This is a genomic window from Methylocystis sp. SB2 (assembly GCF_049817085.1).
In the GTDB taxonomy this organism is placed as follows: domain Bacteria; phylum Pseudomonadota; class Alphaproteobacteria; order Rhizobiales; family Beijerinckiaceae; genus Methylocystis; species Methylocystis rosea.
The window spans coordinates 1,695,514-1,721,555 of the sequence record NZ_CP187401.1; the positions used below are offsets into that span (position 1 = coordinate 1,695,514).

Consider the following 26,042-nt stretch of genomic DNA (forward strand, 5'->3'; position numbering starts at 1 on the left):
TCCCCTTATTCGGCGATGCGTTCGATGAAGCGCGTCTTAATCGGCAGCTTCGCGGCGGCAAGCGTCAAGGCCTCCCGCGCGATAGGCGCCGGCACGCCGTCGATCTCGAACATGATGCGGCCGGGCGCAACGCGCACGGCCCAGAATTCCGGCGCGCCCTTGCCCTTGCCCATACGCACTTCGGTCGGCTTCTTGGAGACCGGCACGTCGGGGAAGATGCGAATCCAGACGCGGCCGGCGCGCTTCATATGACGCGTCAGGGCGCGGCGCGCGGCTTCGATCTGGCGCGCGGTGATGCGATCCGGCTCCAGCGCCTTTAGGCCGAACTGACCGAAGTTCAGCGAAAAGCCCGCCTTGGAGGCGCCACGGATGCGGCCCTTAAAGGCCTTGCGGAACTTGGTGCGTTTGGGTTGCAGCATGATTGCGCTCTTTAATCTTGTTCGTTACGCCGCGTCGCGCGGTTCGCGGTGCTCGCGACGGCGGCGTTCGCCGCCGCGGTCGCGATCGCCATGATCGCCGCCGGACGCCTGTTCGGCCGCCTTCTTATCCTGCGCCATCGGATCGTGCTCGAGGATTTCGCCCTTGAAGATCCAGACCTTGATTCCGCAAGCGCCATAGGCGGTATGCGCGGTGGCGGTGCCGTAATCGACGTCGGCGCGCAGCGTGTGCAGCGGCACGCGCCCTTCGCGATACCATTCGAGACGGGCGATCTCGGCGCCGCCAAGACGGCCCGAGCAATTGATGCGAATGCCCTGCGCGCCCAGCCGGATGGCCGATTGCACGGCGCGCTTCATCGCGCGGCGGAAGGCGACGCGGCGTTCGAGCTGCTGCGCGATCGACTCGGCGACGAGCGCGGCCTCGGTTTCGGGCTTGCGCACTTCAACGATGTTGATGACGACTTCGCTGCCGGTGAGCTTGCCCACGAGCTTGCGAATCTTGTCGATGTCCGCGCCCTTCTTGCCGATGACGACGCCGGGACGCGCCGAATAGATCGTCACGCGGCACTTCTTGTGCGGGCGCTCGATGACGATCTTCGACACCGCCGCCTGCTTCAGCGTTTTCGACACGGTTTCGCGGATCGCCATGTCCTCGTGCAGGAGCTTGGCGTATTCGCCCTTATTGGCGAACCAGCGCGAATCCCAGGTGCGGTTGACGCCCAGTCGCAGCCCGATCGGATTAACCTTCTGACCCATGGTTTTAAATCCTTTAGGCGTTGGCCTGCGCTTCGACTTCGCGCACGATGATCGTCAGATTGGCGAACGGCTTCTCGACGCGGCTCGCACGGCCGCGGGCGCGGGCGTGGAAACGCTTCATCACCAGCGCCTTTCCGACAAAGGCCTGGGCGACGACGAGATCGTCGACGTCGAGACCGTGATTGTTCTCGGCGTTGGCGATGGCGCTTTCAAGCGCCTTCTTCACCTCATGCGCGATCCGCTTTCTGGAGAACTCCAGATCGGCGAGCGCGCGATCCACCTTCTTGCCGCGAATCAACTGCGCGAGCAGATTGAGCTTCTGCGGCGAGACGCGCAGCATGCGCGCGACGGCCTTCGCTTCATTGTCCGCAAGCCGGCGCGGATTGGCTTCCTTCGACATCGTGAGCCTCTCTTAGCCTCTCTTAGCCCCTTTTGGCCTTCTTATCGGCCGCATGGCCGTGGAAGGTGCGGGTCGGAGCGAATTCGCCGAATTTGTGCCCGATCATGTCTTCCGACACTGCCACGGGAATATGTTTCTGGCCGTTGTGCACGCCGAAGGTCAGTCCCACGAATTGCGGGATGATCGTGGAGCGGCGGCTCCAGATCTTGATCACCTCGGAGCGGCCTGAACCGCGCGAGGTCTCGGCCTTCTTAAGAAGATAGCCGTCGACGAACGGGCCCTTCCAAATCGAGCGCGCCATGGGTTAGCCCTTCTTCTTGCGATTGTGTCGCGAGGACACAATGAAACGGTCGGTGGATTTATTGGTGCGGGTCTTCTTGCCCTTGGTCGGCTTGCCCCAGGGCGTGACCGGATGACGACCGCCGGAGGTGCGGCCTTCGCCGCCGCCATGCGGATGGTCGATCGGATTCATCGTGACGCCGCGATTGTGCGGGCGGCGGCCGAGCCAGCGTGAGCGGCCGGCCTTGCCGATCGAGGTGTTCATATGATCGGGATTGGACACGGCGCCGAGCGTCGCGAAGCACTGGCCATGCACCAGGCGCTGCTCGCCGGAATTCAGTCTGACGATCACATAGCCCTGGTCGCGGCCGACGATCTGCGCATAGGTGCCAGCTGAGCGAGCGATGGCGCCGCCCTTGCCGATCTTCATCTCGACATTGTGCACGATGGCGCCGACAGGGATGTTGGCGATCGGCATGGCGTTGCCGGGCTTCACGTCGACCTGATTGCCGGCGATCACTTCGTCGCCGACGGAGAGCCGCTGCGGCGCGAGAATGTAGGCAAGCTCATTGTCCGTGTAGCGAATGAGCGCGATGAACGCCGTGCGATTCGGATCATATTCGAGCCGCTCGACCTTGCCGGCGACATCGAGCTTGCGCCGCTTGAAATCGACGACGCGATAGGCCTGCTTATGGCCGCCGCCGCGAAAACGCACGGTGATCCGGCCGGCGTTGTTGCGCCCGCCCTTTGAGCTCTTGCCTTCGGTCAGAGTCTTGACCGGCTTGCCCTTGTAGAGCTCGCTGCGGTCGACAATGACGAGCTGGCGAAGGCTCGGCGTGACCGGCTTGAATGTCTTCAGCGCCATCGTTCTATCCCCACGCCTTCCTTACAGTCCGGTCGTCACGTCGATCTTGTGGCCCTCGGCGAGAGTCACGACCGCTTTCTTGACGTCGCTCTGCTGGCCGCGCTGGCCGCGGAAGGTCTTGACCTTGCCCTTGCGCACCAGCGTATTGACCGCTTCGACCTTGACGTCGAAGAGACCTTCGACCGCCGCCTTGATCTGCGGCTTCGTCGCGGTCTTCGCGACCTTGAAGACCACCTTATTGCTCTCAGAAGCGAGCGTCGCCTTCTCGGTGATGACCGGGGCGACGATCACGTCGTAATGGCGAACGTCCTTGCTCATTTCAGTCGCGCCTCCAGCGCGTCCACGGCGGCGCGGGTCAACACCAGCTTCTCGCGGCGGAGGATGTCGTAAACATTGACGCCTTCGACGGGCAGAATGTCGATCTTCGGGATATTGCGTGCGGCGAGCACGAAATTGTTCTGCGGCGCGCCGCCAACGATGATGATCGCGTTCTCGAGGCCGGTCTTGGCGAAACTCGATACGAGCAGCTTCGTCTTGGGCTCGGCGAGCTCCGCCGTCTCCCAAACGATGATGCCGCCGTCCTTGGCTTTCGCGGACAGAGCATGTTTCAGCGCGAGCTGGCGCACCTTCTTGGTCAGGTCATGCGCATGGCTGCGCACCACCGGGCCGAAGGCGCGTCCGCCGCCGCGGAACTGCGGCGCGCGCGCCGAGCCGTGACGGGCGCCGCCGGTGCCCTTCTGCTTGTGCAGCTTCTTGCCCGAGCGCGCGATCTCGGCGCGGTTCTTCACCGCATGGGTGCCGGCGCGCCGCTTGGCGAGCTGCCAGCGGATCATGCGGAAGATCAGGTCCTTGCGCGGCTCAAGGCCGAAGACCTCATCGGAAAGTTCGATCGAACCGGCCGCCTGGCCGTCGAACGACGTGACGTCGATCTTCACGGCTCAGTCCTCCTTCTGCGCTTCTTGCGGAGCAGCGTCTAAATTCGCGGCTTCACCCTGTCCGTTGCCGAGGCGGAATTTGCCCGGCTGCGGCGCATCCTTCGGCAACGCGCGCTTCACCGCGTCGCGCACGAAAATCCAACCGCCGGCCGTGCCCGGCACCGCGCCTTCGACCAGCAGCAGTCCCCGCGCAGGGTCGGTCTGCACCACCCGCAGATTTTGCGTGGTGACGCGGTCGACGCCCATATGGCCGGCCATTTTCTTGTTCTTGAAGGTCTTGCCCGGGTCCTGACGGCCGCCGGTCGAACCGTGCGAACGGTGCGACACGGAGACGCCGTGGGTCGCGCGCAGACCGCCGAAGCCCCAGCGCTTCATCGGGCCGGCAAAGCCCTTGCCGGTGGAGGTTCCCGTCACGTCGACGAACTGGCCGACGACGAAATGATCCGCCGTGATTTCGGCGCCAATCGGCAGCAACTCTTCCTCTTTCACCCGAAACTCGGCGAGCTTCATCTTCGGCTCCACCGAGGCCGCGGCGAACCGCGTGCGTTCGGCCTTCGAGACATTCTTGACCTTGGCGCGGCCGATGCCGAGTTGAACGGCGGTGTAGCCGTTCTTCTCTTGAGTCCGCTGCGCGACGACCTGGCAGCCGTCGAGCTTCAGGACCGTGACCGGCACATGCTCGCCCGCCTCCGTGAAGATGCGGGTCATTCCGACCTTTTGCGCGATGACGCCCGACCGCATGATCCAATCCTTCGCAAAGCGCGCTCGCATCCTTTAGCGAGCGCCGCCTGAATCCGTTTAGAGCTTGATCTCGACATCCACGCCGGCGGCGAGATCGAGCTTCATGAGCGCGTCCACCGTTTGCGGAGTGGGATCGACGATATCGAGAACGCGCTTATGCGTTCTGATCTCGAACTGTTCGCGCGACTTCTTGTCGATATGCGGCGAACGGTTCACCGTGAATTTTTCGATGCGTGTCGGAAGCGGAATCGGACCGCGGACCTGAGCGCCCGTGCGCTTGGCCGTCGAGACGATTTCCTTCGTCGACGTGTCGAGAATCCGGTGATCGAACGCCTTAAGGCGAATCCGGATATTTTGACCGTTCATTTTTCCGTCCTTTAGGACCGCGAGCAGTTCTGCTCGCCTTCATGCGCCGCGCGCCGTTGCGCGCGACTTATTTCACAAGAGCGAGCGCTGGCCCGCGGCCCGGGATTCGCTTTACTCGATGATGCTGGCGACGACGCCGGCGCCGACCGTTCGGCCGCCTTCGCGGATGGCGAAGCGCAGCTTCTCCTCCATGGCGATCGGCACGATCAGCGCGACTTCCATCGTCACATTGTCGCCCGGCATCACCATCTCCACGCCTTCGGGCAATGTGACGATGCCGGTCACGTCCGTCGTGCGGAAGTAGAATTGCGGGCGATAGTTGGTGAAGAACGGCGTATGACGGCCGCCCTCTTCCTTGGTGAGGATATACGCCTCAGCCTTGAACTTCGTATGCGGCTTCACCGAACCCGGCTTGCACAGCACCTGGCCGCGCTCGACGTCCTCGCGCTTCGTGCCGCGCAGCAGGCAGCCGACGTTGTCGCCCGCCTCGCCCTGGTCGAGCAGCTTGCGGAACATCTCGACGCCCGTCACCGTCGACTTCGTCGTCGGACGGATGCCGACGATCTCGACTTCCTCGCCCACCTTGATCACGCCGCGCTCGATGCGCCCCGTCACCACCGTGCCGCGGCCCGAAATCGAGAACACGTCCTCGACCGGCATCAGGAACGGCTGATCCTTCGGACGCTCCGGCTGCGGGATGTAGGCGTCGACCGTCTCCATCAGCTTCAGGATCGCGTCATGGCCGATCTCGGGATTCTTGCCCTCGAGCGCGCACAGCGCCGAACCCTTGGTGATCGGAATGTCGTCGCCGGGGAATTCATATTTGCTGAGCAGCTCGCGCACTTCGAGCTCGACGAGTTCCAGAAGCTCCGGATCGTCGACCATGTCGACCTTGTTGAGGAACACGACGAGCGCCGGCACGCCGACCTGGCGGGCGAGCAGAATGTGCTCGCGGGTCTGCGGCATCGGGCCGTCGGCGGCCGAGACCACCAGGATCGCGCCGTCCATCTGCGCCGCGCCGGTGATCATGTTCTTCACATAATCGGCGTGGCCGGGACAATCGACATGGGCGTAATGGCGGTTCTTCGTCTCATATTCGACATGCGCCGTCGAAATCGTGATGCCGCGCGCCTTCTCTTCCGGCGCCTTGTCGATCTGATCATAGGCCGTAAAGGTCGCGCCGCCCGTCTCCGCCAGAACCTTGGTGATCGCCGCCGTCAAAGACGTCTTGCCATGGTCGACGTGTCCAATCGTCCCAATGTTGCAGTGCGGCTTCGTGCGTGAAAACTTTTCCTTGGCCATCGCCGTGCTCCTTTGAAGAGTACCTGTCGCCCCGTCGCGTTCGAGATCAGGCGTATTTCGCCTGGACCTTCTTCGACTCCGCTTCGGGGACTTGTTCGTAGTGATCGAATTGCATCGTGTAGCTTGCGCGTCCCTGCGTGAAGGAGCGCAGCTGATTGACGTAGCCGAACATGTTGGCGAGCGGCACCATGGCGTTGATCACCACGGCGTTGGCGCGCATGTCCTGACCTTGAATCTGTCCGCGACGGGAGTTCAGATCGCCGATGACAGAACCGGTATATTCCTCCGGCGTCACCACCTCGACCTTCATGATCGGCTCGAGCAGCACCGAGCCGCCCTTCTGCAGCGCTTCGCGCGTCGCGGCGCGCGAGGCGATTTCGAAGGCGAGCACCGACGAGTCGACGTCATGGAAGGCGCCGTCGATGAGCGTCGCTTTCAGATCGACGACGGGGAAGCCGGCGAGAATGCCGGACGTCGTCACCGACGCAATGCCCTTGTCGACGCCGGGGATGTATTCCTTCGGCACCGCGCCGCCGACGATCTTGCTCTCGAACTCATTGCCCTTGCCGGCTTCATTGGGTTCGAAGATGATCTTCACGCGCGCGAACTGGCCGGTGCCGCCGGTCTGTTTCTTATGCGTGTAGTCGATTTCAAGCTTGCGGCCGAGACGCTCGCGATAGGCGACCTGCGGCGCGCCGATATTGGCGTCGACCTTATAGGTGCGCTTCAAGATGTCGACCTTGATGTCGAGATGCAGTTCGCCCATGCCCTTGAGGATGGTCTGGCCGCTTTCCTGATCGGTCGAGACGCGGAAGGAGGGATCCTCTGCGGCGAGCTTCTGCAGCGCGATGCCGAGCTTCTCCTGATCGGCCTTCGACTTCGGCTCGATGGCGATCTCGATGACCGGATCCGGAAACTCCATCCGCTCCAGAATGACGGGCTTCTGCAAGTCGCAGAGCGTGTCGCCGGTGCGCGTGTCCTTGAGGCCCGCGAGCGCGACGATGTCGCCCGCAAAAGCTTCCTTGATGTCTTCGCGATTATTGGCGTGCATCAGCAGCATGCGGCCGATGCGCTCTTTCTTCTCTTTCGTGGAATTGAGCACTGTCGTGCCGGAGTCGATCTTGCCCGAATAGACGCGGGCGAAGGTGATCGTGCCGACGAAGGGATCGTCCATGATCTTGAACGCGAGCATGGAGAAGGGCTCGGAATCGAGCGGCTTGCGATCCAGCTCCTCGCCCGTGTCCACGTCGACGCCCTTGATCGCCTCGCGATCGACCGGCGACGGCAGATAATGCACGACCGCGTCGAGCAGCGGCTGCACGCCCTTGTTCTTGAAGGCCGAGCCGCAGAACACCGGGATGAAGGCGATCTTGCGCACGGCGGCGCGGATGAGCCTGTGCAGCGTCTCCTCGTTCGGCTCCTGGCCGTCGAGATAGGCCGCCATGGCCTCGTCGTCCATTTCGACCGCGGCTTCGATCAGCGCCAAACGATATTCCTTGGCCTTGTCGAGCAGGTCGGCAGGAATCTCTTCGTCGTGATATTTCGCGCCGAGACCTTCGTCTTCCCAGACCACGGCCTTCATGCGCACGAGATCGATAATGCCCTTGAAATTCGACTCGGAGCCGATCGGCAATTGCACGCAGATCGGGCGGCCGCCGACGCGGGTCTTGATTTCCTCGACGCAGCGGTCGAAGTCGGCACCGATCTTGTCCATTTTGTTGACGAAGACGATGCGCGGCACATTGTATTTGTCGGCCTGACGCCAGACCGTCTCGGTCTGCGGCTCGACGCCCTGATTGCCGTCGAGCACGCATACGGCGCCGTCGAGCACGCGCAGGCTGCGCTCGACTTCGATGGTGAAGTCGACGTGGCCGGGCGTGTCGATGATGTTGAGGCGCTTGCCGTTCCAGAACGTCGTCGTTGCGGCGGACGTGATGGTGATGCCGCGCTCCTGCTCCTGCTCCATCCAGTCCATCGTCGCGGCGCCTTCATGCACCTCGCCGATTTTATGGCTCTTGCCGGAGTAATAGAGGATGCGCTCCGTCGTCGTCGTCTTGCCCGCATCGATGTGGGCCATGATGCCGAAGTTACGGTAGTCCTCGATCGGATGAGAGCGGGCCATGACGGTTGTCCTTACCAGCGGTAGTGCGAGAAGGCGCGGTTGGCCTCCGCCATGCGATGCGTGTCTTCGCGCTTCTTCACCGCGGCGCCGCGGTTGTTGGACGCGTCGAGCAGTTCGGCCGACAGACGGTCGACCATGGTCTTGTCGTTGCGGGCGCGGGCCGCGGTGATGATCCAGCGGATGGCGAGCGCCTGACGACGCTCGTTGCGCACTTCGACCGGCACCTGATAGGTCGCGCCGCCGACGCGGCGGGACCGAACCTCGATCGCCGGCGCGACATTCTCGAGCGCCTGCTTGAAGACGGCGAGCGGATCGCTCTTGGCCTTCGTCTCGACCTGATCGAGCGCGCCATAGACGATCTGCTCGGCGACCGACTTCTTGCCGTCGTACATGATCGAGTTCATGAATTTCGTGAGAACGATGTCGCCAAATTTGGCGTCTTCGATCACTTCACGTTTTTCGGCCCGGTGGCGACGAGACATCGAACGGCTCCTTACTTCGGACGCTTCGCGCCGTATTTCGAACGGCGCTGCTTGCGGTCCTTGACGCCCTGCGTGTCCAGCACGCCGCGCAGAATGTGATAGCGGACGCCGGGAAGATCCTTCACGCGGCCGCCGCGGATCATCACGACCGAGTGCTCCTGAAGGTTATGGCCCTCGCCCGGGATGTAGCCGATGACCTCGAATCCGTTGGTCAGGCGCACCTTGGCGACCTTGCGAAGCGCCGAGTTCGGCTTCTTCGGCGTCGTCGTATAGACGCGAGTGCACACGCCGCGCTTCTGCGGGCAGGACTGCAGATGGCGCGCCTTCTCGCGATAGGTCGGCGCTTGGCGCGGCTTGCGGATCAACTGGCTGATCGTCGGCATTCAATAGGGTCCTTCGCGTGATTGCGAATGGCGGATGTCATGGGATCCCGCCGCGCATGGCCCTTAAAGGCACGCGCAAACGAGCGAAGCGCCGATGGCCGTAAGGGCCAAGGCGCTTCTAACGCAGAGGATCCCGTCGCCGGGATCGTGCCTTCCTGTCAGTCGCTTTCGCGACGTGCTGATTACCAACTACATTTGGCGGTCACAGGCAAGGCGACAGCGTTTAAGTTCGAAGGATCGAGAGCGAGGCGCTCGCCGACGGCATGAACTTACGGCCTGTCGAAAGTGGGCGGAACCTAATCGCGAGGTTGGGCGGCGTCAAGCAAAGAATCTGTCATGATTGAAGAAATTCGCATCTGCTTGCCGCCAGGAATTTAGTGGGTTTGTCTATCGATGCGACGGCCCTCATCCGCCGGAAGTGAAATTCTTCAAATACTCAATCACCGGCTCGACATGCTCGCCGAGCTTCTTTGCAACCTCATCCCAGCCTTTGACGGCGGACCCCATGTCCTTGCCCTTGAGGAAAGCTCCGTAAACTGCGTTGATTGTGCTGGTGATCGAAAAGGCCTGCGCCTTTTCCGGATCGGGCGCTTCGATCGGGTCCGGTCGAGGCGCCAGAATGCCCGGCTCTAGCTGGGGCGCCTCCGCCCCTGGCGGCGGCGCAAAATCTTCCTCAACCTTGTCGATGCCTTGCGAGACTGATTGCTCAAAGATATCGGGCGTGTGTTCACGTACGACTTCGACAAAGCCGGCGATGGCGTCCCTCGGCAGGGGCGCGGACAAGGCGCCGCTTCTCACATCGTCATAGAAGCGGCCGACGCCCGGATAATAGGGGCGCAGCCCGATGTGAAACTCCAGAACGCGATTGAGCCGTTCGGCCAGCGCGCGCGCCAGAATATTCTTGTCCTCTTCGAAGAGCCCGCGCAGAACTCGCGCCTCGGCGTCGGCGAGCAGGAGATTGCCGCTGCCCGGCGCCGTCGGCAGTTCCTCGAGATAAGTCTCGAGCGCAATGCGGTAGTCGGGCCGAGCGTTAAAGCGCTGCGCCGCTAGATCGGCAATCAGTCGCTGAACTATTTTACGGCAGGCGTCGAGCCGCTCGTGGTGGTCTTGGTCGCTCCCCGCAAAGGGGAAAACGGGCGTGTTCTGCGGTCCGGCGACGACGGTGACGCGATTTTCGGCGTTCCAGCCGAAGTCGAAAGGCGCCGATATGTTTTCGGCTGGCTTTGGCAGCGGCTTTGGGGCCAACGCCCGCAGAATCGCCTGCCGACGCGCCTCGCCCGAAAGCCCGACAAGGTTGACGTAAACGATCTGACTCGCGAGCGAATTGAGCTTGGTCTGTCGCACCAGCAGGGGGAGGATTTTTCGCCCGGCGCCGCTGGGGTCGCGATTATAGGCGGCAGCCCATTCCGCCTGACAATGGTTTGACGCCTCGTAGTCCGGCGACAGCAGAGCGACAAACCCTCGCGAGGACTCAAGGCCTTTCTGCATCTCTCGGACAAAATTATTGCCGGGCGCAATATCCTTGAACTGCGCGAAGGCTGAGTGGCCAGCCTGTTCGAGGATGCCGGCGATCTCGCGGGCGTCAGCTTCGTCCTTGCTGCTGTAGCTGATGAAGAAGTCCCAATGTTGGTCAGCAGGCGGGGGCTTCTTGGCGTCCAGCGCCTCTTGCAGTTCAGCGATCCGCCGGGCGAGCTCGGCGTTCTGTTCGGCGACGTCCATGTGTCGCGGGTCGATCGGAAGCGTCGCGAACTGCAATTCTATTTCTTCCGCCGCCTCACGCCCGTCGAGGCGGCGTTGATACCAGTCGAGCCAGGGCCGCCAATGCGATTCCCTCAGGGTGTCCAACAGTTCGCTGTAGTACTCGTGAACCCAATTCGGAGGCGCTTTTTCGAGCCAAAGTTTTTCGCTCGCAAGAACGCTCGGCGCGACCAACTCAAGCCGATTGGCGTCGGCGCTCACCGCTTCCCAAACATCGGCGGCGGCGGCGGCGGCGGCGGCGGTGGCGGCGGCGGCGGCGGCGGCGGCGGAGGCGGCGGCGGCGGCGATGGCGGCGATGGTGGCGGCGGCGGAGGCGGAGGCGGCGGAGGCGGCGGCGGCGGAGGCGGCGGCGGCGGAGGTGGCGGCGGAGGCGGCGGAGGCGGAGGCGGCGGCGGCGGCGGAGGCGCGAAGGTCATTGGCGCGGCTCGGATATTTGGCGACGACCCGCGCCAATGCGGTCGCCCAAAAGGACGCGAGAGTCAATGTCGCAAAATGACTCGGGTCGCGCTTTGCCTGGTGGAGCAGCGGCAAGGTGCGCAGCGCCGCCCGCGCGGCGATGACCACGCTGACCTCGCCTGGCTGCCTCTCCAGCCACGCCTCAAGTTCTTGGCGAGTGGTGAACTTCAATTCGCCGTCTGAAATGTCGTTCATCGAAATCTCCGCGCCTCACAAGATGAGCGGGTTGCGCGAGCGTCGCAAGGGCACCGACATTCCGGGCGCGCGCCGCACGACCGGAATCCATTTGCAACATCAATGATGTCCGGGCGTTGCTCTGGATGCCCGCTTCACGGGCATGACAGCGCGGTGCACGAGTGCGGTGCAAATCGTCGCAGGCGGCGAAGAGCCGTTCAACGCCGCCGCGAAAGCCGGTAAGCTCACGGCGAAAAAACAGGGAGGAACCAATCGAATGAGCCATGTTGCGCATGAGTTGCACGAAGAATTTCCCGAACACGCCGAGGCCATTCACGCCTTGAAGGCCAAGAACGCGCACTTCGCGCGCCTCACCGAGGAATATCACACGCTCAATCGCGCCATTCACCGCATGGAGACCAATGTCGAGCCGGCGGATGACGCAACGATGGAAGATCTCAAGAAGAAGCGGCTCGTCCTCAAGGATGAGATCGCCGGCTTCCTCGAAACGGCGTAAGCCTGCTTCTCGCAACTAGCGTGAAAACGCCCCGGCCTGCGCCGGGGCGTTTGCGCTTCTAACGATATTGCGCAGGCGCCTGCGGATTGTTCGCAGGGTTGCTGTCGTGCTTGGTCAATCGGGCGACCAGCGGACCGCCGACGAGGGGCTGAAGTTCCGCCTCCAGCGCGTCGGCGACGTCCTTTCCATAGATTTCCTCACCGGCGACATGGATCGAGAAGGCTTTGCTGTGCTTCTCGATTTTCGCCGGGTCTTCGATCACCGCCTTGGTCCATTTGTAGAGCGGGAAATTCTCCTCCCCGCGCTGTTCGGCCGCGGCGACATATTCGGCGAAAGCGTCGAGCTGGTTCCGAAGCTTCGCGTTATGTTTGGCGAGAATATCGCTGAGCGGCTTGAGCGCCGGGTTTTCCGGATCCTTGCGAGCGAGCTTGGCCGCATCCTCGACGAGATTGACCCGAACCTGATATGCCCACTCTTCGCTCATCGATCCACTCCCTGGGGCTGACGCCGCGCGCTGCGCCTCTTTTCACTAGGCTTATGAGCCGACCGGCGTCGGGGCTAAAAGAACCTATAGCAAATTGGCGAAAACCCGAGATTTTCCAAGCCCCCGGGGCGCCGCCAACTGTCGCGCCCGCCGAGCTATCCCCTTGTCGCGCTTACGTTTAGTCGGGCATGCCCAGGCATAAGGTGATTTTTTCAGCAATACTGTGTATAAGCGTTCCGGCGGCATCGAGGCGGCGCCGCCCTCTGGGAACGGACCTCGGCCACATTTCAGCCGCCTTGGCCTCCGACTTTGTCGGGTCGACGGCGCGCCTTTCGAAAGTCCCGCGGTCGAGCCGATAAGAGTATCGGCTGTTGAGCATCGACGTCGCGCCCTTCGAGGAGTCGGGGGCGGCCGTTTCGCGCGGAAAGCGCAGTCACGTCGCGCCGGCCCGGACGTTAAATTGCGGCCGCAAATAGCAAAGGGTGAAGATGCCGACCATCGCTCTCGTCGACGACGATCGAAACATTCTCACCTCTGTCTCCATCGCTCTGGAGGGCGAGGGGTATCGCGTCCAGACCTATACCGACGGCGCACAAGCGCTCGACGGGCTGCGCGCCAACCCGCCCGATCTGGCGATCTTCGACATTAAGATGCCGCGGATGGACGGCATGGAGCTTCTGCGTCGACTGCGGCAGAAGTCGGACCTCCCGGTGATTTTTCTCACCTCCAAAGACGAGGAAATCGACGAGCTGTTCGGCCTGAAGATGGGGGCGGACGACTTCATTCATAAGCCTTTCTCGCAACGGCTGCTCGTCGAGCGGGTCAAGGCGATTCTGCGGCGCTCCAATCCTAAGGAGGCCGCGGCGCAGAAGGAATCGGAGGCCAAGGTCCTGGAGCGCGGCGCGCTGCTGATGGACCCTGAGCGCCACACCTGCACCTGGCGAGGCGATCCGGTGGTGCTGACTGTCACGGAATTCCTGATTTTGCAGTCGCTGGCGCAGCGTCCCGGCGTCGTGAAGAGCCGCAATGCGCTCATGGACGCGGCCTATGACGACCAAGTCTATGTCGACGATCGAACGATCGACAGCCACATCAAGCGTTTACGCAAGAAGTTCAAGGTCGTGGACAATGATTTCGAAATGATCGAGACGCTCTATGGCGTGGGCTATCGATTCAAGGAAGCCTGAGTTCTCGCGGAGGGGACGCGAGATGGACGCAAGTATCGAGGGTGACGGCGACGTGACCGCCGTCGGCGACCAGGCCGCGGAAGCGCCGCGTCCGGCGGTCCCGGCGACAGCGCCAGCGCGCGACGCCGCGGCGGCGCGGGCCCGCCTGTGGCGGACGATCTCCGTCCGTTTGGCGCGGGCGCAGCGCACGGTGCAGCGAACCGTCCAGTCGCATCTTTCGTCCTCGCTCACCCGCCGCATCGTCGTTCTCAATCTTGGCGGGCTGGTCGCGCTGCTGGCCGGGTTCCTCTACCTCAACCAGTTTCGCGAAGGTCTGATCGACGCCCGCGTGCAAAGCCTGCAAACGCAGGGCGAGATCATCGCCGCGGCGGTGGCGGCCTCGGCGACTGTCGACACCGACGCCATTTCCATCGATCCCGAGAAACTGTTGAAGCTTGCGCCGGGAGAAAGCGCGAGCGACGCCGACGGCGGCTCCCCGCTGGAGTTTTCGCTCAACCCAGAACGCGTCGGGCCGCTGCTGCGGCGACTGGTGTCCCCGACTCGGCTGCGGGCGCGCATCTACGACCGCGACGGCTTTCTGCTGCTCGACTCGCGCTCCGTCTCGGGTCGTTCGAACATTCTGCGCTTCGAGCTGCCGCCGGCAGGGGGCCAGCCCACCACCCTCGACGCATCGTCATTCCTCGAACGGTCGCTGGAGTTCGTCCAGCGCCTGTCGCATCGGCCGGAGCTGCCGCTCTACGAAGACATCGGCATGGGCAATGGCAAAGCCTATCCTGAGGTCGGCAACGCGCTCGGCGGCCATATTCATTCGGTGGTGCGCGCCAACGCCAGGGGCGAAACCATCATTTCCGTCGCCGTCCCGGTTCAGCGTTATCGGTCGGTGCGCGGCGCGCTGCTCCTCTCGACCATGGGCGGCGACATCGACGCCGTCATCGTCACGGAACGCTGGGGCATCATCCGCATCTTTCTGGTCTCGGCCGGCGTGATGCTGCTGATTTCGCTGTTCTTCACCAACACGATCACCGAACCGATGCGCCGCCTCGCCGAAGCGGCCGAGCGCGTGCGGCGCGGCGTCAAATCCCGCCAGGAGATCCCGGACTTCTCGGACCGGCCGGACGAAATCGGCCATCTTTCAGGCGCGCTGCGCGACATGACGAAGGCGCTCTACAACCGCATCGACGCGATCGAGCATTTCGCCGCGGATGTCGCGCACGAACTCAAGAATCCATTGACGTCTCTGCGCAGCGCCGTCGAGACGCTGCCGATCGCCAAGACCCAGGAGTCGCGCGACAGGCTGCTCGCCATCATCAAGCATGACGTCGGCCGGCTCGACCGTTTGATCAGCGATATTTCCGACGCGTCTCGTCTCGACGCCGAACTCGCGCGCGCCGACATGGACGTCGTCGATCTCTCGGCGGCGCTGTCGACCGTCGTCGAATTGGCGCGCGCGGTGGAGCGCGGCGACGGCGTCAACATTCAGCTGACCGTTCGCTCCTCTCCATACGACGCGCCGCGCAGCCGCTGGCGCGTTCTCGGCAATGACTCGCGCCTCGGGCAGGTGTTCAACAATCTGATCGACAACGGCCGGTCATTTTCAAAGCCCGGCGGCGTCGTGCGGGTGCTGCTGTGGCCGGAGCGGGCCAAGGGGCCGGGAGGCCAGCAGATCGAAGGCTTCGAGATCATCGTCGATGACGACGGCCCCGGAATTCCCGACGGCGCGTTCGAGCGCATTTTCGAGCGTTTCTACACCGACCGGCCGGAACAGGGGTTTGGCCAGAACTCCGGGCTCGGGCTCTCGATCTCCCGTCAAATCATCGAGGCGCATGGCGGACGCATCCGCGCCCTCAACCGCACCCGCGCGCATCCGCAGGGCACTGACGAGCCCCTGCCCGGCGACGCCGTGCTCGGCGCGCGCTTTGTCGTCTGGTTGCCTTCGGCGCGATGACGCCGCCGCGAGCGTCAGAGTATGTTCACGCCAATGCGCTGGTTCTCGGCGCGTTCGGCCTGCTGCTGCGCGGACCGTCCGGCGCCGGCAAGAGCGCGCTCAGCTTGCAGCTTGTCGCCGACTGGCGGGCGCGCGGCGCTTTCGCGGCGCTCGTCGGTGACGACCGAGTTGCGCTCGAAGCGCGCCACGGCCGCCTGGTCGCAAGGCCCCACCCGTCAATCCGCGGGATCATCGAAGCGCGCGGTCTCGGGCTGTTACGCGTCGCCTATGAGCCGGCCTGCGTCTTGCGGGCCGTCATCGACCTCCTCGCATCCGGTGAGTCGCCGAAACGATATCCCGATGAAGAGGATGCAACGACTGGGTTGAGCGGCGTGACGCTGCCGCGTATGTTCGAAAACGCCGCAGACGTCGGAGCGGTGGCGCGGATTGCAGCATACATTCATAACGTTGCGACAAATTGACGGGGCCCTGCTGTTTTCGCTTGCCTATTTCGCCGCGTTGCACAAAATGTCGCCCCTGTTGAGCGGGGCGATCACGGCGGGCGCAACGGCTCCTCCTGGGATGCAATTTGGCTCCGTTCGCCCTTGCGGGCCGACGCAATATACGAGACATCGGCGCGCAAGAGACGTCTTCATGAGTGGTAGGGTCGTATGATCGGAATGGTCTTGGTGACCCATGGCCACCTTGCCACTGAGTTTCGCGCGGCGCTCGAACACGTCGTCGGACCTCAAAAGCAGATTGCGGCGATCTCGATAGGGCCCGAGGACGATATGGAGCGCCGGCGCGGGGATATCATTGAGGCGATCCGCGAGGCCGACAGCGGCGAAGGCGTGGTGCTGCTTACCGATATGTTCGGCGGCACGCCCTCCAATCTTGCTATATCGGTAATGGATGGCGGAAAGGTGGAGGTTCTCGCGGGAGTCAATCTGCCCATGCTGATCAAACTCGCTTCGGTCCGCGATACGCAACCTTTGGAGCAGGCGGTGCTGCAGGCGCAGGACGCCGGCCGCAAATATGTTTACATCGCCAGCAAAGTGCTCAACGCTAAATGAATGATCTCGTGACCGATAAATTGCATCAGGCTGCGGCCGAAGACGCCTTGTCGCGGGAGCTCGCGATCGTCAACAAGAAGGGGCTGCACGCCCGCGCAACCGCCAAATTCGTGCAGTGCTGCGAAAAATTCGACGCCGTCATCACTGTTTCGAGAGGCGACGAAACCGTCGGCGGCAGCTCGATTATGGGCATTCTGACGCTGGGCGCCAGCCAGGGCACGACCATCGCCGTCACCGCGACCGGACCACAGGCGAAGGCGGCGCTCGACGCGCTGGAGACGCTCGTCGCCAATCGCTTCGGCGAGGACGAATAGGACGCTGCCGGAAGCGATCGCAAGATCCGGCTGCAAACGCGCAAGCGGCCAGCCCTGTAGCGCGCGTCCGCCACAGTCGCCATGTTACTCGAAGCAAACGCGAGAGTTGCGATCCATCGCACGTTTGCTGAACCCTTCCCTGCTGGCAGGCGTCGTCAATGTCCGTCTTTAAAGTTTACGTGCGCGTGCTGGGGCTATTGCGGCCTCAGGCGCGGCTTGCGCTCATACTGGTCGCGGCCAATCTGGCGCTCGCCGTCTCCGCCTTCGCCGAGCCGATGCTCTTTGGGCGCATCATCGATCGCATGACGCGCGCGCAAGCGCCCGGCGCGACTTTGACATGGAGCGATCTGCTGCCGCTCGTGTCCGCCTGGGCCGCCTTCGGCCTGTTTTCGATCGGCGGCGCCATCCTCGTCGGGCTCAACGCCGATCGTCTCGCGCATCGCCGGCGGCTTGCGATCATGTCGGATTATTTCGACCACGTTCTCAGCCTGCCGCTGAGTTTTCACACCAACGTCCACTCCGGGCGTCTCTTAAAGATCATGCTCGACGGGGCGAACGCCATGTCGGGGCTGTGGCTGTCGTTCTTTCGCGAGAACTGCGCGTCCTTCGTTGCGCTCTTCGTGCTGTTGCCGGCGACGCTGTTCGTCAATTGGCGGCTCGGCTCGCTGCTCATGGCGCTCGTCGTGATCTTTTATTTCGTGACGAGCTTCGTCCTGCGACGCACGGAAGATCTGCAGGGTCAGGTCGAGCGCTACAATTCGACGCTCGCCGAACATGCGTCGGATGCGCTTGGCAATATCCCGGTGGTGCAGAGCTTTACGCGCATCGAAAGCGAATCGCATGCGCTGAACCGCATCATCGATGACGTCATCGCGGCGCAGATGCCTGTTCTCTCCTGGTGGGCCTTCGTCGCCGTCGCCAGCCGCGCCTCGGCGACGCTGACGATTCTGGCGATTTTCCTTTTGGGAATCTGGCTGCATTTGCGCGGCCTCGCCACGATCGGCGAGATCGTCGCCTTCATGAGCTTTGCAACCATGCTGATCGCCCGCCTCGAACAGGCGGTCGGCTTCGTCAATGTCCTGTTCCAGCAGTCTGCGAAGATCGCGGAATTCTTCGGCGTCCTCGACACGCCGGCGAGCGTCGCCGATCGTCCGCATGCCCGCGACGCGGAGCGGCTCGTGGGCGCGGTAGAGTTCGACGCCGTCACCTTTGCCTATGACGGGCGACGGCCGGCGGTGCGCGACGTTTCGTTTACGGCGAAGCCTGGCGAGACGATCGCGCTCGTCGGCGCGACGGGCTCAGGCAAATCGACGACGCTCGGGCTCTTGCATCGGGCCTTCGATCCAGACAGCGGCGCAGTGAAAATCGACGGCGTCGACATCCGCGAATTCACTTTGAGTTCGCTTCGCCGCAACATCGGCGTCGTCTTTCAGGAGCCGATGCTGTTTGCGCGATCGATCGAGGAAAACCTGCGCATCGGCAATCCGGACGCGACGGACGAGGAGATCGCCCATGCGCTCGAACTGGCGCAGGCGACGGAATTCGTCGCGCATCAGAGCGACGGGCGGGCGACGCGCGTCGGCGAACGGGGCCGCTCGCTCTCGGGCGGCGAGCGCCAGCGGCTCTCGATCGCCCGGGCGCTGTTGAAAAACCCGCCGATCATGGTCTTTGACGAGGCGACCTCGGCGCTCGACGCGACGACCGAGCGGCTGATCCAGAAAGCGCTGGAGGCGGCGATGAAGGGCCGCACGACCTTCGTCATCGCCCATCGGCTGGCCACCGTGCGCAACGCCGACCGCATCCTCGTCTTCGATCAGGGCGAGATCGTCGAGAGCGGCGCCTTCGACGAATTGGTCGCGAAGGGCGGTCGCTTTGCGATGCTCGCGGCGGCGCAGTTCATGACCGAGCCGACCGTTTCGACGACGCCGCTCGACGGGGTTTACGAAGCCGGCGCGCAGCAGCCGGCGGGGTGAGAGGGTGGCCAAGCCGCCATGTGGTGGTGGGTCAATGCCTCCAAGCTCTGCTCAACGATGGCTATTCGGCAAAGGGGACGAAAAGATAAGGACGGCTATTCAAGAATGGTATCATCGGATGATGCCTTCGCTCGGCGACGGCGTTTTACGGGACGGGATAGATGCGGTGCTGGTATCTCAACGGGGCGTACAACTACTTTCTGGAACGCCCGGACTGCCGGAACATCATGCCGCAAAATAAGAGAAAGGAGGCTCAGGAGATCTGGGCCGATCCGTCTGTCATCAAGTGTAGGGCTGCTCTCCCCAAAATAGGCGTCGACACTTTCTCCGATACCCACACCATAAAGCTCAACTTCGCCAAGTGACCTTATCCAGACAGCGGTTGATTTGAGGTGGTCAGGCAGGAAAGCCTCGGGGTTTACCGACCAGGTTGAATCGTCGACGGGAGCGCCATCGCTTAAAGCAACGAGAATTTTACGTTCGGCGTGGCGGCGCTGCAAACGGGAATAGGCCCATAAGAGGGCTTCGCCGTCGATGTTTTCTTTTAGGAGACCCTCCTTAATCATGGCCGAGAAATTGATGTCTGCTTCCTGAAACGTCTCGTCGAAGCTTTTGTATACAATGTGGCGGAGATCATTCAGACGGCCGGGAAGGGCCGGCTTCCCGTCAGAGAGCCACATTTCCCTCGACTGACCCCCTTTCCAAGCCCTAGTGGTGAATCCCAATATCTCGTTGCTGATACCAGCACTCGAAATGATCGAGGATGCGATTGACGTCCACGTGGCAACGTCTTGTATCTTTTTTCCGCGCAAGCTTCCTGAATTGTCAATCAGGATAGAAATCGAAACGTCCTGCTTGTCTGCGACGTCAGCTATCTCGGCGGTTCCGCGCTCAATCGCGTCGTTGAATTCCAGGGACCGCGCACGAATCGTATTGAGGAGAGTTTGGTGCAGGCGAAGACTTTCGTCTGATGACATCAGCTCGCGGGGGCTGATCACCTCGTCAAATTTCGTCGTGTACACGTAGTAAGGCTGTTTCTGCGCACGTTTAAGAGCGCTTGCCGAGGCCTTTTCGACCCGGGCCACGGGGATCGCAAGCGGATTCCCGACAATGACGGACTTCGGAGGGACAACCTCAGCCGGAGGAGTTGGAGGTGGTAAAGGCACAGTTTGAACCAGCTGACCCTTGCTTTGAGTTGCAGCGTCAATCTCGGCGCGCAGTTCGACCATCGTCTCCTTGATGTTTTTCGCCAGGGCCGCGATCTGTTCGCGTATGACCGGATGGTCGAGCGGAGGAAATCGGAGTTCACGCCAGTCCGACCAGTTTCGCTCCCTCAGGACCGTTGCCATGTCGTCTGGATGCTTGGCCGCGTCGTCCATTTCGTCGGCTGACACATAGTAGATCGGCAAAATCAGGCGAGGAAGGCCAAGCGCGCGCTCGCGAAGTAGAAACGCCTCAAACTCTTCGCGGCACATATGGCTGCGAAAATAGCTGGGCGTCATGATCGGGATCAGAAACGAGATGCTGTCAATCGCCCCCTTGATTCGCTCCTTCCATTGATCGCCCCAATTTATGTCATTGCGGTCCTGAAAGATCGGAAAGGGACGGCCGGTCTGTATGCGGACTTCCCCTTCAAGGCGTATTCTCAGATCGGATATGCGGCCAAGGTCATGCGTGTCGTCGTCCCGGACATAACTCAAGAAGGCGAGTGGATCTCTTTTCTGCATGAAAGCGGCTCGATTCGAAATTTGATCGCAACAACATATGCGAGAAGTTAATGGCTTACAAAAAGCCGCAAAATTGAAATTCAGGGCATTACACGAAAAAAGCCGCGCCCCTTTCGGGACGCGGCCGCAGGCTTCAAAAACGCGATCTTCTTTAGCGGATCACGTAAGGCAGCAAGCCGAGGAAGCGGGCGCGTTTGATCGCCTGCGCGAGTTCGCGCTGCTTCTTGGCCGAAACGGCGGTGATGCGCGAGGGCACAATCTTGCCACGCTCGCTGATGTAGCGGGACAGCAGACGCGTGTCCTTATAGTCGATCTTCGGCGCGTTGGCGCCGGTGAACGGGCAGGACTTGCGGCGGCGGAAGAAGGGGCGGCGCGGGGCGGTGCTCATTCGACCTCTCCTTCAACCTTGCCTTCTTCGCGGCGCGGGCGACGCTCGGGACGATCTCCCCGGTCGCCTCGATCCCCGCGATCGCCTCTGTCGCCGCGCGGGCCGCGGCGCTCGCCGCGGTCATCGTCTTCACGTTTGCGAAGCTGCGCCGAAGGACCCTCCTCCAGCTCGTCGACGCGCAGCGTCAGCACGCGCAGAATATCTTCGTTGATGCTCTGCTGGCGCTGCATCTCGGCGAGCGCCGCCGGCGGCGCGTCGATGTTCATCAGGGTGAAATGCGCCTTGCGGTTCTTGTTGATCCGATAGGCGAGCGACTTGACGCCCCAATATTCGGTCTTGCCGACCGTGCCGCCGAGCGACGCGATGACGTTTTTGAACTGCGCGGTCAGGGCCTCCACCTGCTGGGGAGAAACGTCCTGACGCGCGAGATAGACATGCTCGTAAAGAGGCATGGATTTCGCCTTTCCGTTGCCGCGAGCCGCTCCGGCGCCAAGCCCTTCGAGCGCTTCTTGGGGACCTGCCCCCGGAAAGGCTCGAGAAGGAAAGTTCGAAGGCGGAGGCACGGGAAGACGGGCATTGAAACCCTCGCTCTCTGCCCATATTCCCGTCCGAAAGCGCTTTGTGCGTTTCGGGAATATGCGCTCGAGCGCTTCCGTTCAGCCCCCGGCCGGGAACGTCGCGATCGGCGGTTTATACGCGGCTTTAAGCAGGATGCAAGAGCGCACGGCCTCGCGGCTTGCCGCAGGGCGGCTCGGCCAGTATGGTCGCGCCGTCAAGCCGCCGCCAGGAGAGACGAGATGACGCGGAAAATCCGAGTGTTCGCGCTGCTGGCGGCCCTCTCCGCGCTGCTGTCCGCCTGCGACAAATGCGGCGGCTTCCAGGAAATCCGCGTTCCCGGCCAGCCGCATGCCTGCAGGGACGGCGTAGCGCACTGACGCATTCCCGGCCCGCGCAAGCCGTTTTGATATAGAGTGTCGTCCTGACGATTAGGCGCGCCGGAGTCGCCGTTTGCCCAACGCCAGCACCTTCCTCGACATGAAGCGCCGAGGCGAGAAGATCGTGGTCGTCACCGCCTATGACGCGCCGACCGCGCGCATCGAGGCGGAGGCCGGCGTCGACATTATCCTCGTCGGCGACAGCGTCGGGGTGAATGTTCTGGGCTATGCGCATGAGCGCGAGGTGACGCTCGCCGATATGGCGCATCACATCGCGGCGGTGCGGCGCGGCGCGCCCGAGGTCTACATCATCGGCGATTTGCCCTATGCGACCTATGACACCCCCCAGCAGGCGATCGAAAGTTCGCGCCTGCTGCGCGAATCTGGCGCCGACTGCGTGAAATTCGAAGGCGCGCAGCTCGAAATCATGCGCGCCCTGACCGCGGCCGGCTTCGACGTGTGCTCACATCTCGGCCTCGAATCGCAGCATCACGACGTGAAGCGGCGCCAAGGCAAGACGGCGCAGGCCGCCGCGAAACTCTATGACGACGCGCTGGCGCTCGACGCCGCCGCACAGAAGTTTTTGGTGCTGGAGCTCGTGCCGCAGGAGCTCGCGGCGCGGATCACGCAAGCGATCGGCGCGCCAACGATCGGCATCGGCGCCGGCGCCGCGACGGATGGACAGGTGCTCGTCGTCAACGATCTTGCAGGGATCACCGCGCGTGAATTCAAGCACAACCGCCGCTACGGCGCCGTTGGCGCGGCGCTACGCGAGGCCGTCGAGGCCTATGCGCGCGACGTTCGCGCCGGGCGCTTTCCGGCGCAGGAGCACGCCTTTCACATGGCTGACGACGAACGCTCCGCCTTCGAGCGCGCGGCGCGCGGCGCGTCTTAGAGCGCGCCGATGATCACGGGCGGCGCGCCGGCGAGACGCCGGCGCCACATGTCTTCGAACAGCGATTCCAGCGCGCGCGTATAGGCGTAGACGTCGAAGAGCGCCGTCGTCAGGCGATTGGCGGCGAGCTTCGCCCGCAGTTCGGCGCAACGAACGGGATCGCCCGCCAAGACCAGCGCGATCTCCAAATATTCGTCGAAATCCGCCGCGATCAACTCCGGCAGCCCGATCGCATGCAAGAGGCTTCCGGCCACGCGCGAGGGGAAAGTGTCGCCTGCGCAGGTCACGATCGGCACGCCCGCCCAAAGCGCGTCGCTCGCCGTCGTATGTGATCCGAAGGGCGCCGTGTCGAGCGCGAGATCGGCGAGTTGCAGGCGCGCCAGATGTTCGGCCTGCGGCAAATGCGGCGCGAAGATCATCCGCGCCGCGTCAATTCCGCGTCTGCGCATTTCATTGCGCAGATTGCCTTCCGCCAGCATCGCCGCCGAGAGCCACAGCACGGCGCCCGGCGTCGCCTCGAGCAGTCGCGCCCAAAGATCGAAGATGAAGGGCGTGAGCTTATAGGCCTGATTGAAGCAGCAATAGACAAAGCCTTCCGCCGGCAGACCGGCGGCGGCCCGCGACGGCGGCGCGCGCAGCGGCGTCCCGCGCCCGTGCGGCTGATAGGCGTGCGGCAGATAGGCGAAGGCTTCCGAATAGGCCGACGCCGACGACGGCGGCGTGACATAGCGATCGGTTACGATGTAATCGCACACGCCCGTTCCGAGCGTGCCGGGATAGCCGAGATAATTGACCTGAACGGGCGCCGGCCGCAGCATCATCACGCTGGTGCGCGCGCCATGGGTGAAGCCCTTGAGATCGATCAGAATATCGACGCCGTCCGCATTGATGAGGCGCGCGGCCTCGGCGTCGGTCAGCTGCGAAATGTCGGCGAACGCGTCGAAGGCGGCCCGCAGCCGCGTCCGCATCGCCCCCTCGACGCCGCAATAGCTGTAAGCGCGAATCTCGAAGCGGGCGCGATCATGCGCCTCGAGCGTCTCGACGAGAAGATGCGCGGTCGCATGCTCGTGGAAGTCGTTTGACAGATAACCGACGCGGATCCTGCTGCGGGTCGAGAGGTCGAAGCGCATGGCGAGGCTCGCGCGCAGCGGCCCGGCCGCCAAAAGCCGCGCGGCGGTCCAGCTCTCGGAACAGGCGCGCTGTTCGCCGGCGGTGATGCCGGGCTCAGACAGTAGGAGGAAGGGGGGCGTCGCCGGCCCATCGGACAAGGCCAGCGCCGCCCGAATTTGCGGCGCGGCGGTGTCGAAATCGTCCCATTCGCACATGGCGCGGCTGCGAGATATGGATTTCATGGCGCCCTTTCGCGAGGGGCCAATCCGCACATTAGCCGGCCTGCGTGCGCGAAGCGATTTCCATGCCGCGCGACAATGTCATCTGGCGAGTTGCCAGGACCGCCGCCGCCGCTAGAAGATGTTCTTTTGCCGCGCCGCCATCTGGGCGGGCGGTCCGCAACAAGGCTCATCATGACGTCAGCCACGGTCTCGAGAGAAGCGCCGGTCGGACTCCTTCTCGTCAATCTCGGCACGCCTGATGCGCCCGATGTCGCGGCGGTGCGGCGCTACCTGGCGGAATTTCTATCCGACCGCAGAGTCGTCGACCTCCCGCGCGCGCTATGGCTGCCGATCCTCTACGGCGTCGTGCTCAACACCCGCCCGGCCCGCTCGGCGAAGCTCTATGAGTCGATCTGGAACGCCGACACGGGCGAAGGTCCGCTGAAGACCTTCACCCGCCTGCAAGCCGAGAAGCTGCAGGCGCGGATCGGCGCTTCGAACCTCATCATTGACTACGCGCTGCGCTACGGCGCGCCGTCGATCGCGACGCAGATCGAATCGCTGATCGCGAAGGGCTGCGAGCGGATCGCGGTGCTGCCGCTCTACCCGCAATATGCGTCATCGACCACGGGCTCCGCCGCCGACGCCGCTTTCGACGCGCTGCGCGAGATGCGCAAGCAGCCGGCGCTGCGCATCGGCGCGCCCTATTACGACGACCCGGCCTATATCGACGCGCTCGCGACAAATATTACGCGCGCGCGCGCCGCGCTCGATTTCGAACCAGAGGTCATCATCGCCTCGTTCCATGGCCTTCCGCAGGCGCAGATTGATCGCGGCGATCCTTATCGCGCGCACTGCGAAGCGACGTGGCGACTGCTCTGCGAACGTCTCGGCATGAACGCCCAAAGCCTGCGTCTTGCTTTTCAGTCGCGCTTTGGACGCGCGCGGTGGATCGAGCCCTATACGTCGGACGTGGTGACCGAGCTTGCCGGCGCCGGCGTCAAGCGCATCGCCGTCGTTGCGCCGGGATTTTCCGCTGATTGCCTTGAGACGATCGAAGAGCTTGGCGTCGAAATTCGCGATCTTTTTCTCGAGAAAGGCGGCGAGAAATTCGCCCGCCTGCCATGTCTCAACGACAGCGACGAAAGCATGGCGCTGATCGAGACTCTGGCGAAGCGCGAGATCGCGGGATGGATTTAAGCCCGGCGGCCTCGCGACAGTTCCGACGAGCGACCGCCGTTAATCATCTGCAGGCACGAGCACCGGTCCGGGGTCGATCATATGACCGGCCGAAGGACGCGACGCCACGTCGGAGGCTCCTCCTGTCAAATTCCATGCATGCGATTGGCCGCATGTGATGCAGCAATGCGCGCAACCTCGCTTCCCATCAAGGCCGACGCCCCATTGGGATGACCTGTTCTGATAGGACCCGCCGTAGCAGATCTTTTCGCCCGGCTGGCATTGCCCCGCCGCCAGCGTGTGCTGCTGGCCATCGTCGAGAATCCAATGCCGCGTCGAACTCGGCCACTGCCAGCCGCGCCGCGTTTGAGAGAAGAGTTTGACCCAAATGATGTGGGGAGCAGAGTTGGTGAGCTTGAAAGTGGCGTCCTCGCTGCGGGCGGGCGTCGCGCCCATGCTTGCCAATAAGAAGCCGAAAAGAATTGCCGCCAAAGTCGCGCGCATAACATTCTCCTTTAAATAGGCGATCTTCAAATTGGCTCGGACGCTCTCACTTCCGCGCCATTTCCGTTCTCTAAAAATGATCTGCTTCAAGAAAAGCACTTGGTTAACGCGACGCGGCCGAAATCGTTTCCCTCTCAGGCAGATTTTTCGTCACG

General features: G+C 63.1%; 30 protein-coding genes. 10 read left to right on the forward strand and 20 right to left on the reverse strand.

Annotated elements, in window-relative coordinates; all coding sequences use genetic code 11:
- Positions 1–5 precede the first annotated feature (5 nt).
- The 14 genes from rplP to ACPS74_RS08335 all read right to left on the reverse strand — a co-directional run bounded on the left by rplP (position 6) and on the right by ACPS74_RS08335 (position 11,477).
- The gene (gene rplP, locus ACPS74_RS08270) at positions 6–419 is read right to left on the reverse strand and encodes a 50S ribosomal protein L16 (RefSeq protein ID WP_029651571.1); all 414 of its coding nucleotides are present in this window, start codon (positions 417–419) and stop codon (positions 6–8) included.
- A 24-nt stretch (positions 420–443) separates the two neighbouring features.
- Positions 444–1,193, reverse strand: a complete 750-nt coding sequence (rpsC, locus tag ACPS74_RS08275; RefSeq protein ID WP_018406015.1) for a 30S ribosomal protein S3 — start codon at positions 1,191–1,193, stop codon at positions 444–446.
- 13 nt (positions 1,194–1,206) lie between these two features.
- Positions 1,207–1,593: a 50S ribosomal protein L22 gene (rplV, locus tag ACPS74_RS08280; RefSeq protein WP_018406016.1), complete on the reverse strand. Its 387-nt coding sequence runs from the start codon at positions 1,591–1,593 to the stop codon at positions 1,207–1,209.
- A gap of 22 nt (positions 1,594–1,615) precedes the next feature.
- The gene (gene rpsS / locus ACPS74_RS08285; RefSeq protein ID WP_018406017.1) at positions 1,616–1,894 is read right to left on the reverse strand and encodes a 30S ribosomal protein S19; all 279 of its coding nucleotides are present in this window, start codon (positions 1,892–1,894) and stop codon (positions 1,616–1,618) included.
- A 3-nt stretch (positions 1,895–1,897) separates the two neighbouring features.
- Positions 1,898–2,737 (reverse strand): 50S ribosomal protein L2, encoded by an 840-nt coding sequence (gene rplB, locus ACPS74_RS08290; RefSeq protein ID WP_018406018.1) that lies wholly within the window; start codon positions 2,735–2,737, stop codon positions 1,898–1,900.
- Positions 2,738–2,758: 21 nt separating this feature from the next.
- Positions 2,759–3,055 carry a 50S ribosomal protein L23 gene (locus ACPS74_RS08295; RefSeq protein ID WP_014890761.1) on the reverse strand — a complete coding sequence of 99 codons (297 nt, stop codon included), beginning with the start codon at positions 3,053–3,055 and terminating at the stop codon, positions 2,759–2,761.
- Complete coding sequence (rplD, locus tag ACPS74_RS08300; RefSeq protein WP_018406020.1) at positions 3,052–3,672, reverse strand: 50S ribosomal protein L4; 621 nt, start codon at positions 3,670–3,672, stop codon at positions 3,052–3,054. Before rplD ends, ACPS74_RS08295 begins: the two co-directional genes overlap by 4 nt.
- A 3-nt stretch (positions 3,673–3,675) precedes the next feature.
- Positions 3,676–4,413: a 50S ribosomal protein L3 gene (gene rplC / locus ACPS74_RS08305; protein ID WP_029651573.1), complete on the reverse strand. Its 738-nt coding sequence runs from the start codon at positions 4,411–4,413 to the stop codon at positions 3,676–3,678.
- Between the two features lie 57 nt (positions 4,414–4,470).
- Complete coding sequence (rpsJ, locus tag ACPS74_RS08310; protein WP_014890764.1) at positions 4,471–4,779, reverse strand: 30S ribosomal protein S10; 309 nt, start codon at positions 4,777–4,779, stop codon at positions 4,471–4,473.
- Positions 4,780–4,890: 111 nt separating this feature from the next.
- Positions 4,891–6,081 carry an elongation factor Tu gene (gene tuf / locus ACPS74_RS08315; protein WP_018406022.1) on the reverse strand — a complete coding sequence of 397 codons (1,191 nt, stop codon included), beginning with the start codon at positions 6,079–6,081 and terminating at the stop codon, positions 4,891–4,893.
- Positions 6,082–6,127: 46 nt separating this feature from the next.
- Positions 6,128–8,203 (reverse strand): elongation factor G, encoded by a 2,076-nt coding sequence (fusA, locus tag ACPS74_RS08320; RefSeq protein ID WP_029648376.1) that lies wholly within the window; start codon positions 8,201–8,203, stop codon positions 6,128–6,130.
- 11 nt (positions 8,204–8,214) lie between these two features.
- A complete protein-coding gene (gene rpsG, locus ACPS74_RS08325; RefSeq protein WP_029648377.1) occupies positions 8,215–8,685 on the reverse strand; it encodes a 30S ribosomal protein S7 in 471 nt (156 codons plus the stop codon).
- Positions 8,686–8,696: 11 nt separating this feature from the next.
- The gene (gene rpsL / locus ACPS74_RS08330) at positions 8,697–9,068 is read right to left on the reverse strand and encodes a 30S ribosomal protein S12 (protein WP_014890767.1); all 372 of its coding nucleotides are present in this window, start codon (positions 9,066–9,068) and stop codon (positions 8,697–8,699) included.
- Positions 9,069–9,473: 405 nt separating this feature from the next.
- Complete coding sequence (locus ACPS74_RS08335; protein WP_239753791.1) at positions 9,474–11,477, reverse strand: toll/interleukin-1 receptor domain-containing protein; 2,004 nt, start codon at positions 11,475–11,477, stop codon at positions 9,474–9,476.
- A 256-nt stretch (positions 11,478–11,733) separates the two neighbouring features.
- Here ACPS74_RS08335 and ACPS74_RS08340 point away from each other — a divergent pair, with 256 nt between their 5' ends.
- Positions 11,734–11,973: a YdcH family protein gene (locus ACPS74_RS08340; protein ID WP_029651426.1), complete on the forward strand. Its 240-nt coding sequence runs from the start codon at positions 11,734–11,736 to the stop codon at positions 11,971–11,973.
- A 58-nt stretch (positions 11,974–12,031) separates the two neighbouring features.
- On the opposite strand, the gene ACPS74_RS08345 is transcribed toward ACPS74_RS08340, so the two are convergent.
- Positions 12,032–12,457 (reverse strand): hypothetical protein, encoded by a 426-nt coding sequence (locus ACPS74_RS08345; protein ID WP_029651425.1) that lies wholly within the window; start codon positions 12,455–12,457, stop codon positions 12,032–12,034.
- 488 nt (positions 12,458–12,945) lie between these two features.
- On the opposite strand from ACPS74_RS08345, the gene ACPS74_RS08350 reads away from it, so the two are divergent.
- From ACPS74_RS08350 to ACPS74_RS08375, 6 genes are all read left to right on the forward strand, one after another.
- Positions 12,946–13,644, forward strand: a complete 699-nt coding sequence (locus tag ACPS74_RS08350; RefSeq protein ID WP_018406031.1) for a response regulator transcription factor — start codon at positions 12,946–12,948, stop codon at positions 13,642–13,644.
- Positions 13,645–13,666: 22 nt separating this feature from the next.
- The gene (locus ACPS74_RS08355; protein WP_029651424.1) at positions 13,667–15,589 is read left to right on the forward strand and encodes a sensor histidine kinase; all 1,923 of its coding nucleotides are present in this window, start codon (positions 13,667–13,669) and stop codon (positions 15,587–15,589) included.
- A complete protein-coding gene (locus ACPS74_RS08360) occupies positions 15,586–16,050 on the forward strand; it encodes an HPr kinase/phosphorylase (protein WP_029651423.1) in 465 nt (154 codons plus the stop codon). The genes ACPS74_RS08355 and ACPS74_RS08360 overlap by 4 nt, the downstream gene beginning before the upstream one ends.
- Before the next feature lie 189 nt (positions 16,051–16,239).
- The gene (locus tag ACPS74_RS08365) at positions 16,240–16,641 is read left to right on the forward strand and encodes a PTS sugar transporter subunit IIA (RefSeq protein WP_018406034.1); all 402 of its coding nucleotides are present in this window, start codon (positions 16,240–16,242) and stop codon (positions 16,639–16,641) included.
- Positions 16,638–16,955: an HPr family phosphocarrier protein gene (locus tag ACPS74_RS08370; protein ID WP_029651422.1), complete on the forward strand. Its 318-nt coding sequence runs from the start codon at positions 16,638–16,640 to the stop codon at positions 16,953–16,955. Before ACPS74_RS08365 ends, ACPS74_RS08370 begins: the two co-directional genes overlap by 4 nt.
- A gap of 158 nt (positions 16,956–17,113) precedes the next feature.
- The gene (locus tag ACPS74_RS08375) at positions 17,114–18,928 is read left to right on the forward strand and encodes a glucan ABC transporter ATP-binding protein/ permease (RefSeq protein ID WP_029651421.1); all 1,815 of its coding nucleotides are present in this window, start codon (positions 17,114–17,116) and stop codon (positions 18,926–18,928) included.
- A gap of 95 nt (positions 18,929–19,023) precedes the next feature.
- Here the strand turns inward: ACPS74_RS08375 and ACPS74_RS08380 are convergent, their stop codons facing one another.
- The 3 genes from ACPS74_RS08380 to rpsF form a co-directional block, all read right to left on the reverse strand.
- Positions 19,024–20,655: a cobaltochelatase CobT-related protein gene (locus tag ACPS74_RS08380; RefSeq protein ID WP_051381817.1), complete on the reverse strand. Its 1,632-nt coding sequence runs from the start codon at positions 20,653–20,655 to the stop codon at positions 19,024–19,026.
- 151 nt (positions 20,656–20,806) lie between these two features.
- Positions 20,807–21,043: a 30S ribosomal protein S18 gene (gene rpsR, locus ACPS74_RS08385; protein ID WP_014890780.1), complete on the reverse strand. Its 237-nt coding sequence runs from the start codon at positions 21,041–21,043 to the stop codon at positions 20,807–20,809.
- Positions 21,040–21,495: a 30S ribosomal protein S6 gene (rpsF, locus tag ACPS74_RS08390; RefSeq protein ID WP_124739196.1), complete on the reverse strand. Its 456-nt coding sequence runs from the start codon at positions 21,493–21,495 to the stop codon at positions 21,040–21,042. Before rpsF ends, rpsR begins: the two co-directional genes overlap by 4 nt.
- A 345-nt stretch (positions 21,496–21,840) precedes the next feature.
- Here rpsF and ACPS74_RS08395 point away from each other — a divergent pair, with 345 nt between their 5' ends.
- Positions 21,841–21,978, forward strand: coding sequence for a hypothetical protein (locus ACPS74_RS08395; protein WP_164479393.1), 138 nt, complete (start codon positions 21,841–21,843; stop codon positions 21,976–21,978).
- Positions 21,979–22,078: 100 nt separating this feature from the next.
- On the forward strand, positions 22,079–22,873 hold the full coding sequence (panB, locus tag ACPS74_RS08400) for a 3-methyl-2-oxobutanoate hydroxymethyltransferase (RefSeq protein WP_029649607.1): 795 nt from the start codon (positions 22,079–22,081) through the stop codon (positions 22,871–22,873).
- Here the strand turns inward: panB and ACPS74_RS08405 are convergent.
- Positions 22,870–24,225 carry a hypothetical protein gene (locus ACPS74_RS08405; protein ID WP_029649605.1) on the reverse strand — a complete coding sequence of 452 codons (1,356 nt, stop codon included), beginning with the start codon at positions 24,223–24,225 and terminating at the stop codon, positions 22,870–22,872. The two genes, panB and ACPS74_RS08405, sit on opposite strands and share 4 nt — an antisense overlap.
- Before the next feature lie 171 nt (positions 24,226–24,396).
- Between ACPS74_RS08405 and hemH the strand changes: the two genes are divergently transcribed.
- Positions 24,397–25,404, forward strand: coding sequence for a ferrochelatase (gene hemH / locus ACPS74_RS08410; RefSeq protein ID WP_029649603.1), 1,008 nt, complete (start codon positions 24,397–24,399; stop codon positions 25,402–25,404).
- A gap of 39 nt (positions 25,405–25,443) precedes the next feature.
- Here the strand turns inward: hemH and ACPS74_RS08415 are convergent, their stop codons facing one another.
- Positions 25,444–25,887 carry a hypothetical protein gene (locus ACPS74_RS08415; RefSeq protein ID WP_157055223.1) on the reverse strand — a complete coding sequence of 148 codons (444 nt, stop codon included), beginning with the start codon at positions 25,885–25,887 and terminating at the stop codon, positions 25,444–25,446.
- Positions 25,888–26,042 lie beyond the last annotated feature (155 nt).